Raw genomic sequence first — 13819 nt, 5'->3', positions numbered from 1 at the left:
CTTGTCTGCGGAGGACCTGAATTCCGTTCTCCTAGAAGAACGGAGAATTCATGTCGCCGGATCACGCCTCAAGGGATGCTGTAATAGTACGGCATCCCCTTTTGCCTGAGGCGGATCCGGGAAGATCGAAATCCCCACCCGCTGATCGATCAGCTGTCCAGTTGCGGCGGCAACGTGCTGTTGTCGAACCGCGCGAACGTCTCCTCTTCTTCCAGCCCGCCTTCGAGGAGCTCCGATAACGCGTGCGGAACCGCGGTATCGCCGAGTTCTCGCAGGTCGGTACGGGAGATCACGGACAGATCGACGAAGGCTCGTGACCGTGTGACGATCTGGGGCTGCATGGGCGCTCCCTCGCTGGGGCGATGTCCGCCCCGCAGCGTCGGCGATGGTGTTCAACAGGCATTTATCACATCCGCCGACCGCCGCCTAGCCTGGGAGAATAACCCGGATTTCCAGTCGCGCCGAATACGCGAAATGTGCGGTCCCTAACCGGGAAAACACCCGGCGCGAAGCGGGGCCATCGGGCCTCGGGCGGGACTACTATCGATTTATCCTGCGCATGTTCTCGGATATCCCTGCTGTGATTCGCGTCGAGTGGACGGGAGGCGGAGCACGTGTCGGTCTCATGGCACCCCGCCACAGAGCGGTCGGCGACCAGTTTTCCCGAGGTCTGGAAGGTTCCGCCGCGCAATATCAACTTCACCGGGCGTGAGCTGCAGCTCGGCAGACTGCGCGGCGGCATCGGTGAGAGGATCACCGCGGTGGTGCCCCACGCCCTGCACGGCCTCGGTGGCGTCGGCAAGACCCAGATGGCCATCGAGTACGCCTACCGCTTCCGCGCGGAATACGACGTCGTCTGGTGGATCCCGGCCGACCAGCCCGGCCTGGTCAGATCGAACCTGGCGATGCTGGCCCCGCGCCTCGGCGTGCCCGACCCGACCAGCACCGGCATCGAGGAGGCCGCCCTGGCGGTTCTGGAGGCTCTGCGCCGCGGCGAGCCGTACGCGCGCTGGCTGCTGATCTTCGACAACGCCGACGAGCCGGAAGACCTCACCGACCTCCTCCCGCCGGGCCCGGGAGACGTCCTGATCACCTCCCGCAACCACCGCTGGGGCAGCGTGGTCGAGGCGCTGGCCATCGATGTGTTCACCCGCGAGGAGAGCGTCGACTTCCTCAAGAAGCGCATGCGCAGATCGATCGGCGACGCGGACGCCGGCCGCCTGGCCGACGCGCTGGGCGACCTGCCCCTGGCGCTGGAGCAGGCCGCCGCCCTGCAGACCGAGACGGGCATGTCGGCCGAGGAATACCTGCGCCTGCTCAAGGAGCAGACGGCGAGCCTGCTGAGCGAGGGCAAGCCGACCGAATACCCGGTGTCGATGACCGCGGCCTGGGGCCTGTCGGTGGCCAAGCTGAAGGAGTCGCTGCCCGAGGCCGTCGACCTGCTGCGCTGCTGCGCCTTCTTCGGTCCCGAGCCGATCCCGCGCACGGCGTTCCGCCCGGTGCCGGGCCCGGTGCGCCCGGAGGTCGCCGAGGTGCTCGCCGATCCGATCCGGTTGAGCAAGGTCATCAAGCGCCTGGGCCGCTACGCCCTGATCCGCGTCGAGACCGAGACGGGGGCGCGGACACTGCAGGTCCACCGGCTGATCCAGGCCCTGCTGCGCGAGGAACTGCCGGTCGACGTCCAGGACACCATCCGCTCGGAGGTCCACTCCCTGATGGTCGGCGCGGCCCCGCAGAACCCGGACGACCCCGCCGACTGGCCGCAATACGACGCCCTGCTCGCCCACGTGGGCCCCACCAGGGTGGCCGGGAGCACACGCGACGACGTGCGCGACTTCGCGATGAACATCCTGACCTACCTCAGCGCGTCGGGTAACCACGAGGCGGCGCGCACGCACGTACAGACGTTCCTGGAGCAGTGGACGGCGAGCTCCGGGCCCGCCGACCTGCACGTGCTGCGGGCCCGGCGCGCGCAGGGCAACCTGCTGCGCGACCGCGGCCGCTACAACGAGGCCTACGAGCTCAACCAGGAAACGCTGAAGACGATGCGCGAGGCGGTCGGCGAGAAGCACCGCGACACCCTGATGCTGCTCAACGGCATCGGCGCCGACCTGCGGGCGAGGGGCCTGTTCCACGAGGCGCGCGACCATGACGCCGAATCCGTACGCCTGCACGAGGAGGTGCTCGGGCCCGAGCACGTGCTCACCCTGCGCGCCATCAACAACCTGGCCCTCGACTACGGCCTCACCAGCGAATACCAGGGGGCCAGGTCGCTGCTGGAAGAGGCGCTCAGGACGGCGCAGTTCGCCCAGCCCGTGGTCACCCGGGGCACCGTGCTCAACCTGTGGACCGGCCTCGGCCGCATCGTCCGGTTGTGCGGCGACTTCGAGGAGGCCTGCGACATGGGCGAGGAGGCCCTGGCCTACGGCTTCGAGGCGTTCTCCGCCGACCATCCCCGCATCCTGATGGCCCAGAAGGACCTGTCCATCGCCCGGCTGCGCACCGGTGAGCGCGACAGGGCCCTCGAACTGGCCTCCGACGTGCACGCCCGCTACAAGCGCCTGTACGACCTCGACCACCCCGGCACGCTCGCCGCGGCCACCGCCCTGTCCAACGCGATGCGCTACAACGCCCAGGCGGAGGAGGCCTTCACGCTGGCCCAGGACACCATGCAGCGCTATCCGGCCATGTACGGCGCGGAGCACCCGTACAACTACGGCTGCGCCAGCAACGTCGCGCTCCTGCACCGCGTTCTCGGCCGCCCCCGCCAGGCCCGCGACCTCAACCGGCAGAACCTGGCCGGCATCGAGGCCAAGCTCGGGCGCGACCACCACTACGTCCTGATCATCGCGCTCAACCTGGCCAGCGACCTGTCCGAGCTGGGGGAGCTCGACGAGGCGTGCGCGCTGGAAGAGGACACCCACCGGCGGCTGGCCGCGCTCCTGGGCGACACGCACCCCACGACCCTCGGCGCCGCCGCCAACCTGGCCGCCGACCTGGCCACCGCGGGCCGTAAGGAGGAGGCGCAGCGCCTGCACGACGCGACGATGCGGCACTACACGGAGACGCTGACCATGGAGCACGCGGACGCCGTCGCGGCGGCCGAGGGGCGACACCTGGACTTCGACTTCGACCCGCCGCCGGTTTAAGGCCGCAGGTTCGACCTTTCGCCGTCGGTTCAGGCCGGAGCCGCCTTGGCCAGGAGTTCGACGTCCGCGGCCACCACCCGCCGGATGTGGGTGATCAGCCGGTACAGGTCGGCGCAGTAGACCGACGGGTTGCGGAACCCGCTGCCCGGCCGATATCGGTGCGGATACAGCCCGCCCCCGCACACCTGCGCGATGTCACACGCCAGGCAGGTGGGCGACAGCGCCCTGGCGCCGATCTGCCGGGCCGCGATCGCGGGCAGCAGCAGCGCCGTGTCGAAGGAGTCCCGGTAGACGTTCAGCGGCGTGCCCGTCGCCCCGTCGTAGGCGGACTTCAGCGTGTCGACCTGCTCCATGCCGCCGTTCGTCTCCACCACCAGCATCGCCGCCGGCGACAGCCCGATCGACTCGCTCCTGGACGGCCGCCCGCACACCAGCCGGACGATCTCGCCGAACAGCCGGATCCGCGTCTCCCGGCGGGGCGCGCCGTACCAGTGGTCGAAGATGGGGATCAGCCATTCGCCGTAGATCGCCCCCGGGTCGGGCAGGCCGGGCGGCGGGGCGCCCCAGTGCCCGTGGGGCAGCAGGAAGTCCACCATCGGCGGCGCGAACTCCAGCAGCGCCTTGTACGTCACCAGCGGGTCGTTCGCCAGGTCCACCGTGCACAGCAGCCCGCCGAACAGGTGACGGTAGGCGGGCGACGTCAGCCGCTCCAGGCCGGCCCGCACCTCGTCGTAGCTGCCCCGGCCCGAGACGCGGCGGCGGTGCCGGTCGTGCCCGTCGGCGTCGCCGTCGAGGCTCACGCCCACGGACACGTCCAGCTCGGCGAACATCTCCAGGAACGCCTCGTCGAGCAGCACGCCGTTGGTCTGGACGCGTACGGTGAGGCCGGCCACCCCGGCCAGCGCCGAACGCAGCGACCGCACCGCGTAGCGGGTGTGATCGACCCCGGCCAGCAGCGGCTCGCCGCCGTGCAGGATGACCTCGACGTCACCGAGACGGTGGGCCAGGGCGTGCTCGGCGACGCGCGCGGCCACCCGGTCGACGGTCATCTTCGACATGCGGCGCGGCTGGCGCCGCCAGCCCTGGTCGGCCATCTCGTACATGTAGCAGTAGTCGCAGGCCAGGTTGCACCGGCTGTGCAGCTTGACGATGAACTGCCGCAGCGCGGTCGGCCGCCAGCCCAGCTCCAGCAGCCTGTCGACGTCGAGGCCGGCGGGCCACTCCAGGGCGTCCGCCCCGGGCTCTTCTCCCACGCGCATCAGCTCCAGGCACGACGACTACGGGGGCACCCGCTACATGATGACTGAGGGCCCGGGGTCGCGCCATCGTTCCATGGCGATTATTCCCGGGGTTCTCCGGCCTGGAACACGCAGGAGAGGGCTCGGAACAGCGCCGTCGCGAACGAGAGGTCGTTGCCAGGTTCGAGCCAGTGCCGCCCGGCCACCCGGATGCCGCCGGCGATGGCGGCCGCCGTGACGGCGGGGAACAGGTCGCGGTCCGGGTCGAGGCCGGTCCGCTCCGCGATCGCCTCCGCGAGCGGCCGTTCGGCCGGGACAGGCGGTGGGCGAGCACATCGTGCATCTCCCGGGCGATCCGGTCGCGTTCGGGCGGCGGCGACATTGGCTTCCAGGCTTCACCCACATATGGAGGATGCTCATGACCATCGGGTCGGCCTCGCCGTGCAGGACGAGCGTGGGCGCGGTGATCGCGGGCAGGCGGGGCAGCAGGTCGCCGGTCGCGCCGACGGCCGCCGACTGGCGCATCTCGCCGCCCTGGGAGTCCGGGCAGCGGTCGTACGACACCGCGGCGGCCTCCCGCCACCATGCCTCGTCCGGCGGGTAACCGGGGGAGGCGATCACCCGCATGCCGTCGGCGAACCGCCGCGCGGCGCCCTCCCGGCCGGGGGCGTGGCGCCGCGGGCTCTGCCTGAGCATGAGCCGGGCCACCGTCGCGACGTTGACCCGGCCGCGCTTCCATCCCGGGTGCGCGCGGCGGCTCCCCGTCCGGTGTGCCCAGGCGCTCGTAGGCGAGCTCCACGTCGCCGTTGCGCGCGAACTCGATCGGCACGTCCCACACCCCATTTTTTACAATGCAGTCGCATGGCAACCAGGGCGTGCCCGCTTTCTCAATGCACTAAGGTGACCCGTCATGATCACGCCACCCGCCGAGCCGCCCTACATCACGGCCCTGCGCCCCAAGCTCGCCACGGTGTCGGAGGCGCGGGCGTGGAAGGCCGTCCGCGAGCTGGTCCGGCAGCCGGCGCCCGCCGGTCACGCGCGGACCGCGCTGACGCTGGCCGGCCTGTTCGCCGCCAAGCTGACGTCACCGCACACCCACAAGCTGCTGAAGCTGTGGCCGGAGTCGACCGATCCGGACATCTTCGCGGAGCTGGTGCTGGCGCCCGCGTTCGTGCGCGAAGGACGTAGCGAGCTGACGTTGACCAAGGCCGCCGCCGTCCCCGGCCTGCGCCATCTCACCGCGCTGCGGTCGCTGCGCCTCAAGGACCGCGAGAACCTGTCCGAGGTCGCCGGGCTGACCGGGCTGACGGAGCTCGACGTGCGCGGCTGCCCGTCGGTCGCCGATCTGCGGCCGCTGACCGGGCTGACCGCGCTGCGCGAGCTCGACCTGCACGGCTGCTTCCCGGTGTCGGACATCTCCCCGCTGATGGGGATGACCGAACTGCGCACCCTGGACCTGATGGGGACGTCGGTGGCGAGCCTCGACGGCATCGCGGCGGGCCTGCCCCGGCTCGAAGTCCTCAACCTCCAGGCCTGCCGCTCGCTCCGGGACCTCAGCCCCTTGGCGGGCCTGCGGCACCTGACCGCCCTGTGGCTCACCGGCAGCCCGAACCTGAACGGGCTCGACGGTCTCGGCCACCACCCGAACCTGACCTCGCTCGGCACGCCCACCTGCCCGCTCACCGACCTGCGCCCGCTGTCCCGCCTGCCGGCGCTGACCGAGATCACCCTTTTCAAACGCAACCGGCTCACCTCGCTGAACGGGCTCGGCGGGCATCCGTCGATCAGCGGGGTCCACCTGGTCGAGACCGAACGCCTCACCGACGTCTCCGCCCTGGCCGACATGCCCGTCCTGCGCGAGCTGTCCCTGAACCGGGTGCACCACCTGACCGATCTGTCCGCCTTCAGCGACCTGGCGCACCTGGAGCGGCTCGTCCTGCACGACTGCCGGGGGCTGCGCAGTCTGGGCGCGCTCAAGCTGCCGGAGTTGCGGTCTCTGAGCGTGTACGACGGCGCGAACCTGACGGATCTCGGCGACCTGTCCGGCCTGCCGGCGTTGTCCAAGGTGCTGCTGCGCGGCTGCCCGAACCTGCCCGCCGCCACGATCGCCGGCCTCAGGGCCCGGGGCATCGACGTACGATAGGCCCCCTTCTCTGCGCGAGTCGCCCCGCGAGAGGGCTGCTTGGCGTAAGAATGCCAAAGGTGACTCGTGATGAATTCTGGGCGATCCTCGCCGAACGTCCCACGCTGGACGAACTCGTCGCCACGCTCAGCCGGTTGACCGCACGCGAGATCGCCGCCTTTGACGGCCACCTCGCCGACTGCCGCCTCGCGGCGCATCGGGCCGATCTGTGGGGAGCCGCGTATTTGATCAACAACGGCTGCTCCGACGACGGCTTCGACTACTTCCGCTGCTGGCTGGTCGCCCAGGGGCGGGCGGTGTACGAGGCCGCGCTCGCCGACCCCGACTCCCTGGCCGGCCACGGCCCGGTCAGGAGCAGCATCGCCGGAGATCTGGGCGCGTGCGAGTACGAGGACTTCATGTACGCCCCCGAATGGGCCCACCGGCAGCTCACGGGGCGCGGCCTGCCCGAGGGCGGCGGCGCGTACCCGAGACTGGGGCGATTCTGGGACTTCAACGACGACGACGAGATGCGCCGCCGGTACCCGCGGTTGATGGCGCTGCTGGACGAGTCCGACGCGATCGCCTGACCGTGCCGGACGGGTCCGACGCGATCGCCTGACCCGTGCTGGACGGGTCCGGCGCGGTCGCCTGACCGTCAGGCGGGCTGCTCGTCGTCCCAGTCGGGCGGCGTCACCGTGCCCGCCAGCCAGTCGTCGCGCAGGATCGCGTAGCCGATCGAGTCGTACAGGGTGCCGTCCTGAGCCGGCCACGCCTGCCGGTAGTGCGCCTCCTTGGCGTAGCCGCTCTTGCGGAAGACCTTCCGCATGGCGTGGTTGTCCTGGCGGGTGGTGCCCTCGATGCGCAGGATCTGGGGCAGCTCGGTGAACAGGTACGCGGTCAGCCAGACGACCGCCGCCGTCCCGAGGCCCAGGCCCCGCCACGGCAGCCCGATCCGCAGGTCGAACAGGGGCGTGTCGTCGGCCAGGTCCTGCAGCCGCACCAGCCCGGCGCGCCGCCCGTCGGCGAGGATCCAGAACGTCCGGGTCTCCTCGTCGTCGTAGCCGCCCTCGGCCGCCCGGCGCCTGATCGCCTCGGGGTCCTGGGTGCCGACGTGGTAGGGCCACTCCTCGCCGGTCAGGAAGGCGGCCAGCGCCTCGGTGTCAGCGGGGGAGAATCGCGCGAACTCGATGTGCACCCGGAAATCATTCTCGTCTCTCCCGTATCTGGTCAAATCGATTTCCGGATGGTCACTCTTCCGGGCGGCGCGCCACGAAGACGTACTCGCGGCTTTCCTCCGTGAACGGCTCGTTCCCGAAGCCGCCGTAGAGCGCCGTCAATTCGAGCCCGGCGACGTCGAGCAGCCCGAGCCACTCGTTCTTGGTCGCCCACCAGGAGGAGCTCGTCGCGCCGTCGTCCAGGACGATGTCGATGCGGTTGTCGCCCACGGCGAACCGGAAGGTGTGCGGGACCGGCTCCTCTTCGCGCGCGCCGTCGAGACGTGCGGCGAGGTGGTGGTCGAAGGCGATGGCGTTCCAGGCGAAGTGCCCGCCGGGCCGGAGGGAGGCGGCTATCCGCTCGAAGGCGCGCCGGCGGTCGCTCCACGCCGGGAGATGCTGCAGCGAGAGGAAGGGGCAGTAGATCAGTGCCGCCGGCTCGTCCAAGGAGAGGTCGCGCATGTCGCCTTGCCGCAGGTCGAGCTCCACTCCGGCGGCGGCCGCGCGGGTGCGGCACTGGGCGAGCATGGCCGGGGAGTGGTCGATGCCGATGACGGGACGGCCGATCGCTCGCGCGACCGGGATGGCGACGCGCCCGTTGCCGACCGCGAGCTCGACCACCGGGCCGCCGGCGTCGCGCGCCAGGGTGGTGTAGAAGGGGACGTCGTCGGTGACGTGCGCGGTCCAGTCGTCGTACCGGTACGCGAAGGCTTCGTCCCACGTCATGGTCCATGATCCCACCGGATGGCGATCAAGCCAGCGAATCACGACTTATGCCGCTAGGGTGCATAAGTCCGCCTCAGCCGTCACAGGAGTCACCGTACTCATGCCGAACGCCGACCCGCTGCGCCCGGGCGACCCCGAGGTGATCGCCGCCTACCGGATCGTCGGGCGGCTCGGCGAGGGCGGCCAGGGCATCGTCTACCTGGGCCAGGCGCCGGACGGCCGGCCGGTGGCCGTCAAGGTGCTGCGGCAGGCCGCCGGGGGCGACCGCTTCGCCAAGGAGATCGCGGCGGCGCGGCGGGTGGAGCCGTTCTGCGTCGCCCAGGTGCTGGACGCGTCGCTGGGCGGGCGGCCGTACATCGTCAGCGAGTACGTCGAAGGCCCGTCCCTGCAGCGGAAGGGCCGCCATCACGGCGCCGACCTGCAGCGGCTGGCCGTCAGCACGGCCACGGCGCTGGCCGCGATCCACCAGGCGGGCATCGTGCACCGCGACTTCAAGCCCGCCAACGTGCTGCTCGGCCGCGATGGGCCGCGCGTCATCGACTTCGGCATCGCCCGCGCCGCCGACTCCGCGGTCACGGTCACCAGCAGCGTCGTCGGGACGCCCGCGTACATGGCTCCCGAGCAGCTCGCGGGCGCGTACGTCGGCCCGGCGGCGGACGTGTTCGCCTGGGCCTCGGTCATCGTGTTCGCCGGTACGGGCACGCCGCCGTTCGGCGAGGACTCGCTGCCCGCGGTCATCAACCGCGTCCTGAACCAGGAGCCGTTCCTGGGGGACCTGCCGGATCCGCTGCGCTCGGTCGTGTACGCCTGCCTGGCCAAGGACCCGAACGCCCGCCCCCGGATGCAGGACGTCCTCCTCCGCCTGATCGGCGGCCGGCCGGAGGCGCCGATCCAGCGGCAGCCTTGGTCAGGTGCGCCGAACCCCGTCATGTCCGGCCCGGTGCCGCCGCGCCGTCCGAGGTCGCGGTTCCCGCTGATCGCCGGCGTCTCCGGGGCGGTGGCCGTGTGCCTGACGGCCGGTGTCGTCATCTGGAACGCCTCCCTGGACAAGACCCCCGAATCGGTCAAACTGGCCGCCAGGCTCGGCGAACGCGAGCCGACCCCCTCGGTCACCGCTTCACCCAAGCGCCAGAAGACCTCCACGCCCACCGGCAAGAAGACCACCAGGACGCGCACCCCGTCGGCCGCCCCGAAGACCACGCGCCCAGCCCCCTCTCCGTCCCAGCGGCGCACCACCGCCCGCCCCACCCCGACTAAGCAGCCCACCACGGCCCGCCCCACCCCGACCAGGAAGCCGGCCACCAGCCGCCCGTCGCCGACCAGGACCAAGGCCAAGGCCGCGTCGTTCACGCTCGCCTACGTGAGGATGGCCGGGAAGTCCCGGATCAACCAGGAGGGCGTCACCTGCTACTACGGCGCCATGACGTTCGGCGTCGGCCTGGACAGCAGCGAGACGGGCGCCCCGTTCTCCTACCAGTGGCTGGTCGACGGCCAGGTGATCGAGAGCGGCTCCCGGCGGATCCCCTCCCACGCCCGCAGCGACTATTTCGGCTCGAAGAGGGAGATCACCCTCGAACTGGGCTCCCGGCACACGGTCACCTTCCAGCTCACCTCCCCGGTCCGGCGGGCGATGTCGAAGAGCTGGACCATGTGCTGAGCCGCCACAACGAGGTGACCTCCGCCTGCCTGGCGGCATGGAGGGGATCGGCGGTGTCACGCGCCCGGGGATGCCGCGGCACGGTGTCGATCCGGTCCACGACACGCAGCCCGGCCGCCGTGAACGCCTCCAGCAGCTCGCGCCGCGTCCTGAGCCCGAGGTGCTCGGCCAGATCCGACAGGACGAGCCAGCCCTCGCCCCCCGGCCGCAGGCGGGCGGGCAGCCCTTCGAGGAACCCGCGCAGCATGGCGCCGTCCTCGTCGTAGACGCCCTGTTCGAGGGCGGAGCTCGGCCGGGCGGGCAGCCAGGGCGGATTGCACACGACCAGATCGGCGCGGCCCTCGGGATAGAGGGCGGGCCCCACGATCTCGACCCGCCCGTCCAGGCCCAGCCGCCGCACGTTCTCCCGGGCGCAGTCCAGGGCGCGCGGGCTGATGTCGGTGGCCACCACCCGCTCGAACCCGCGCCTGGCCAGGACGGCGGCGAGCACGCCGGTCCCCGTGCCGAGGTCGAACGCCGTGCCGAGGCCGGGCAGCGGCGCTTGCGCGACCAGATCGACGTACTCGCCTCTGACCGGCGAGAACACCCCGTAATGGGGATGAACACGGGCGTCCAGGGCCGGCACCGGCACGCCCTTCACGCGCCACTGATGAGCCCCGAGCACGCCCAGCAGCTCGCTGAGCGCGACCACCACCGGCTCGTGCGGCGGGCCGTACGCCTGCGTGCACGCGAGACGTACATCGGGAGCCCTGCGCAGGCTCAGCGAATGATCGTCCTCCAGCAGCACCAGCAGCTTGCCCAGCACGCGCGCCCGCCGGCCGCGCGCCTGACGGTGCTGCTCGAAATCGCCGGCGGGGCCGTCACCGGCGCGGCGGCCCATCGCGCGCAGGAGCTGACGGCCGTTGTGGTAGTCGCCCCGCCACAGCAGCGCGGTGCCTTCGCGGGCCAGGCGGTAGGCGGTGTCGGCCTTCATCCGGTCGTCGGCGACGACGACCCGGCCGGGAACGGGTGCCGCGTTCTCAGAACGCCAGCGGGCGGATCGGGTGGTGTGGTCTTCGGTCCAGCGGACGGTGGACACCGGGTACTCCTCGTGATCGAACGTGCGGGGGGCACGAAGAGCACTTCGGCGAGGAGCAGGACGACCACCCGTGCCGCGGCGCGCGCACGAGTGTCAGGGCAGGCAGGGCTACCGCTCCCGCGCCGAAGCGCGCGAGCGGACGTCGCCCAGAACCATGCCCAGCGTCACGACAAGCCCTTTCCACGAGGATGACGTACGAGGTTCGCACAGCACGTCCGCCACCGGCAAATCGGCTACCGGGCGGCGCGGACCAGCACGTCGCCGGCCTCCGTCCGGTAGTACAGCACCGGGGCGCCGCTGCGGCTGCTGCTGGCCGCGCCGTACGTGGTCTTCGCGCTGCGGCCGGGCCTGCTCGTGGCCGCGCTGGCCGTGGCGGTCACTCTGGCGCTGGCGAAAGGGCTTACGTGACATAGCCCCCCATGGTGCGGAAGAAGTCGGTGGCGCGGTGCTCGCGGCCGTCGTCGGTGCGGATACGCTCCAGGATCACGCCGTACTCGGTGCCGCCGCGCGCGCCGGGCCCGCAGACGATCGCGACCCCCTTGCCGTCCGGGCGGAACACCCGGCCGGGCGTGCCGCCCAGGCGGAGCCTCGACACCGAGGCCGACAGGACCCGGATGCGCTCGCCGTTGTAGTACGCGAACGCGTTGGGGTAGGGGTCCGCCTGGGCCCGTACCAGGTTCGCGATGTCCCTGGCCGGCGACGTCCAGGAGATCCGGCTGTCCTCGGCCGAGCGCTTGTGGAAGAACGTGGCCTGGGCCGGATCCTGCTTGACCCAGTCCGTACGACCCGAGTGGATGAGGTCGATGGCCTCCAGCGTCATCGGCGCGAACAGCTCGATCGTCTTGTGGAACAGGTCGGTGACGGTGTCGTCGTCCCCGACCGGCACCCGGCGCTGCAGCACGATGTCGCCGAGGTCGAAGCTCTCGTTCATGAAGTGCACGGTGACGCCGACCTCGCGTTCACCGTTGATCAGGGCCCAGTTGAGCGGCGCGAAGCCGCCGTAGCGGGGCAGCAGCGCGTCGTGGATGTTGATCGCGCCGTGCTTGGCCAGGCCGTAGATGTGCGGGGCCACCCAGGTACGCCAGTCGGAGGAGACCAGGAGGCCGGGGCTCAGCTCGCGCAGCAGCTCCGCCACCTCCTCGTCGTTGGCGTACCGGCGTTCCAGCACGGGGATGTCGTGCTTGGCCGCGAGGTCCGCCACCGAGTCGTCCCAGATGGACTCGTACGCGTGGTCGCTCGCCGGATGGGTGATGACGAGCGGGACCTCGTGCTCGGAGGTCAGCAGGGCCTCCAGCACCCGGTGCCCCCACGTCTGGTAACCCATGAAGATAAGACGCACGCCCTCTTTCCTTTCGGTTCGCGTTCAGTTGGCTGGTTGGGCCCGCAGTGTGCGTACCTCGCGGGTGAGCAGGAGCGGCAGGCACACGCCGGCCGCCAGCAGTCCGAGCACCCACAACATCGGCCGCACGCCGACCACGTCGCCGAGCACGCCGCCGAGGGCGGCGCCCAGCGGGAGCGTGCCCCACACCGCGAACCGCATCGAGGCGTTCATCCGGCCCTGCAGCTCCGTCGGCGTGATCGCCTGCCGCAGGCTGATCTGGTTGATGTTGTAGACCGAGATCCCCGCCAGCATCAGCCCGATGGCGACGGAGATGAGCAGCGCCCCGGCACCCCGGCCGGCCGCGGCGATGAGCAGGATCGGCAGCACCGCCAGCATCGCGGCGCCCACCAGCGTCGGCCCCAGCCCCAGCGCCTTGACCACCCGGGCGTTGACCACCGCGCCGAGCAGGGCGCCCGCGTTGCCCAGGGTCAGGATGAGCCCCAGCGTGCCGGGCGTGAGGTCGAGGTCGTTGAGCGCGAACACGGTCAGCAGCGCGGTCAGCGCGCCCCCGAGCCCGATCAGGTTCATCAGGCTCGTGCACATGGCGATCGCCCGCAGCGTACGGTTGCCGAACACGAACCGCAGCCCCTCACCGATCTCCCGGGCCATCCTGCGGCGCGGCGCCGGCGCCCTGGTCTCGCCGCCCGCCCTGATCCTGCTGATCAGCACGGCCGACAGCAGGTACGTGCTCACGTTGAGCAGCAGCACCAGCGGCGCGAGGAGCACCTGGAGGAGCAGCCCGCCGAAGCTCGGTCCCCCCAGGTAGGCGATCGACCTCGACACCTCCAGCCGGGTGTTGCCCGCCGGTATGTCCTCCGTCTCGACCACCGACGGCAGGAACGCCTGGTCGGCGATCTCGAAGAAGACCGTCTGCACCCCGACCAGCAGGCCGACGACCAGCATCAGACCGATGCTCAGCACGTCGAACGCGAAGGCGAGCGGCAGGGCCGCGAGCACCGCCATCCGGCCGACGTCCGTGAGGATCAGGGTGCGGCGCCGGTTCCAGCGGTCGACCCACACGCCGGCGGGCAGCGAGACCAGCAGGAACGGCAGCGTCTCCGCCGCCGCGAGCAGGCCGACCTGGGTCGCGGACGCGTCGAGCACGGTCAGCGCGATCACCGGGATGGCGAAGAAGGTGATCTGCGAGCCGACCTGGCTGGCCGTCTGGGCCGCCCACAGCAGGGTGAAGTCGCGATGGCGCCAGAGACTCGGCCTGGCGACGGTGGGCGTGGCCTTACCGTCCACGGGGGT

13 protein-coding genes and 2 pseudogenes are annotated in these 13819 nt (G+C 71.2%); 5 read left to right on the top strand and 10 right to left on the bottom strand.

Annotated elements, in window-relative coordinates:
• Positions 1-149: 149 nt before the first annotated feature.
• Positions 150-341 (bottom strand): hypothetical protein, encoded by a 192-nt coding sequence (locus tag C4V41_RS45830; protein ID WP_103962330.1) that lies wholly within the window; start codon positions 339-341, stop codon positions 150-152.
• Between the two features lie 273 nt (positions 342-614).
• Here C4V41_RS45830 and fxsT point away from each other — a divergent pair, with 273 nt between their 5' ends.
• On the top strand, positions 615-3149 hold the full coding sequence (fxsT, locus tag C4V41_RS45825) for an FxSxx-COOH system tetratricopeptide repeat protein (protein WP_103962329.1): 2535 nt from the start codon (positions 615-617) through the stop codon (positions 3147-3149).
• A gap of 29 nt (positions 3150-3178) precedes the next feature.
• Here fxsT and C4V41_RS45820 read toward each other — a convergent pair whose 3' ends face one another.
• The 3 genes and pseudogenes from C4V41_RS45820 to C4V41_RS66275 all read right to left on the bottom strand — a co-directional run.
• On the bottom strand, positions 3179-4408 hold the full coding sequence (locus C4V41_RS45820; protein ID WP_103962328.1) for an FxsB family cyclophane-forming radical SAM/SPASM peptide maturase: 1230 nt from the start codon (positions 4406-4408) through the stop codon (positions 3179-3181).
• Positions 4409-4488: 80 nt separating this feature from the next.
• Positions 4489-4680: pseudogene (locus tag C4V41_RS65600) on the bottom strand (acyl-CoA-like ligand-binding transcription factor); the annotation flags it as partial.
• A 20-nt stretch (positions 4681-4700) separates the two neighbouring features.
• Positions 4701-4769, bottom strand: a pseudogene (locus tag C4V41_RS66275) (histidine kinase); the annotation flags it as partial.
• Between the two features lie 36 nt (positions 4770-4805).
• Between C4V41_RS66275 and C4V41_RS62375 the strand changes: the two are divergent.
• The 3 genes from C4V41_RS62375 (at position 4806) to C4V41_RS45800 (ending at position 7099) form a co-directional block, all read left to right on the top strand.
• The gene (locus tag C4V41_RS62375) at positions 4806-4991 is read left to right on the top strand and encodes a hypothetical protein (RefSeq protein WP_160150625.1); all 186 of its coding nucleotides are present in this window, start codon (positions 4806-4808) and stop codon (positions 4989-4991) included.
• A gap of 306 nt (positions 4992-5297) precedes the next feature.
• The gene (locus C4V41_RS45805; RefSeq protein WP_103962326.1) at positions 5298-6530 is read left to right on the top strand and encodes a leucine-rich repeat domain-containing protein; all 1233 of its coding nucleotides are present in this window, start codon (positions 5298-5300) and stop codon (positions 6528-6530) included.
• Positions 6531-6589: 59 nt separating this feature from the next.
• A complete protein-coding gene (locus tag C4V41_RS45800) occupies positions 6590-7099 on the top strand; it encodes a DUF4240 domain-containing protein (protein ID WP_200824683.1) in 510 nt (169 codons plus the stop codon).
• A 68-nt stretch (positions 7100-7167) separates the two neighbouring features.
• On the opposite strand, the gene C4V41_RS45795 is transcribed toward C4V41_RS45800, so the two are convergent.
• The gene (locus tag C4V41_RS45795) at positions 7168-7707 is read right to left on the bottom strand and encodes a GNAT family N-acetyltransferase (protein WP_103962324.1); all 540 of its coding nucleotides are present in this window, start codon (positions 7705-7707) and stop codon (positions 7168-7170) included.
• Between the two features lie 52 nt (positions 7708-7759).
• The gene (locus tag C4V41_RS45790; RefSeq protein ID WP_103962323.1) at positions 7760-8452 is read right to left on the bottom strand and encodes a class I SAM-dependent methyltransferase; all 693 of its coding nucleotides are present in this window, start codon (positions 8450-8452) and stop codon (positions 7760-7762) included.
• 100 nt (positions 8453-8552) lie between these two features.
• Here C4V41_RS45790 and C4V41_RS45785 point away from each other — a divergent pair, with 100 nt between their 5' ends.
• On the top strand, positions 8553-10109 hold the full coding sequence (locus C4V41_RS45785; protein WP_160150624.1) for a serine/threonine protein kinase: 1557 nt from the start codon (positions 8553-8555) through the stop codon (positions 10107-10109).
• Here the strand turns inward: C4V41_RS45785 and C4V41_RS45780 are convergent.
• The 4 genes from C4V41_RS45780 to C4V41_RS45770 all read right to left on the bottom strand — a co-directional run bounded on the left by C4V41_RS45780 (position 10060) and on the right by C4V41_RS45770 (position 13813).
• Positions 10060-11187 carry a methyltransferase gene (locus C4V41_RS45780; protein ID WP_103962321.1) on the bottom strand — a complete coding sequence of 376 codons (1128 nt, stop codon included), beginning with the start codon at positions 11185-11187 and terminating at the stop codon, positions 10060-10062. The genes C4V41_RS45785 and C4V41_RS45780 overlap by 50 nt on opposite strands.
• A gap of 233 nt (positions 11188-11420) precedes the next feature.
• Positions 11421-11567 carry a hypothetical protein gene (locus tag C4V41_RS62370; protein WP_160150623.1) on the bottom strand — a complete coding sequence of 49 codons (147 nt, stop codon included), beginning with the start codon at positions 11565-11567 and terminating at the stop codon, positions 11421-11423.
• A gap of 20 nt (positions 11568-11587) precedes the next feature.
• Positions 11588-12526, bottom strand: coding sequence for a methionyl-tRNA formyltransferase (locus C4V41_RS45775; protein ID WP_103962320.1), 939 nt, complete (start codon positions 12524-12526; stop codon positions 11588-11590).
• Positions 12527-12550: 24 nt separating this feature from the next.
• Positions 12551-13813, bottom strand: coding sequence for an MFS transporter (locus tag C4V41_RS45770; protein ID WP_103962319.1), 1263 nt, complete (start codon positions 13811-13813; stop codon positions 12551-12553).
• Positions 13814-13819 lie beyond the last annotated feature (6 nt).

It is taken from the genome of Nonomuraea solani (assembly GCF_900108335.1).
Taxonomy (GTDB): domain Bacteria; phylum Actinomycetota; class Actinomycetes; order Streptosporangiales; family Streptosporangiaceae; genus Nonomuraea; species Nonomuraea solani.
This window is presented reverse-complemented; position numbering and strand designations above follow the sequence as displayed.

What these genes read in the sequence shown, in the direction of transcription:
- C4V41_RS45790 (WP_103962323.1), bottom strand. Translation starts at nt 8,452, where the DNA reads ATGACGTGGGACGAAGCCTTCGCGTACCGGTACGACGACTGGACCGCG.
- C4V41_RS45820 (WP_103962328.1), bottom strand. Translation starts at nt 4,408, where the DNA reads ATGCGCGTGGGAGAAGAGCCCGGGGCGGACGCCCTGGAGTGGCCCGCC.
- C4V41_RS45805 (WP_103962326.1), top strand. Translation starts at nt 5,298, where the DNA reads ATGATCACGCCACCCGCCGAGCCGCCCTACATCACGGCCCTGCGCCCC.
- C4V41_RS45830 (WP_103962330.1), bottom strand. Translation starts at nt 341, where the DNA reads ATGCAGCCCCAGATCGTCACACGGTCACGAGCCTTCGTCGATCTGTCC.
- C4V41_RS62375 (WP_160150625.1), top strand. Translation starts at nt 4,806, where the DNA reads ATGACCATCGGGTCGGCCTCGCCGTGCAGGACGAGCGTGGGCGCGGTG.
- C4V41_RS45785 (WP_160150624.1), top strand. Translation starts at nt 8,553, where the DNA reads ATGCCGAACGCCGACCCGCTGCGCCCGGGCGACCCCGAGGTGATCGCC.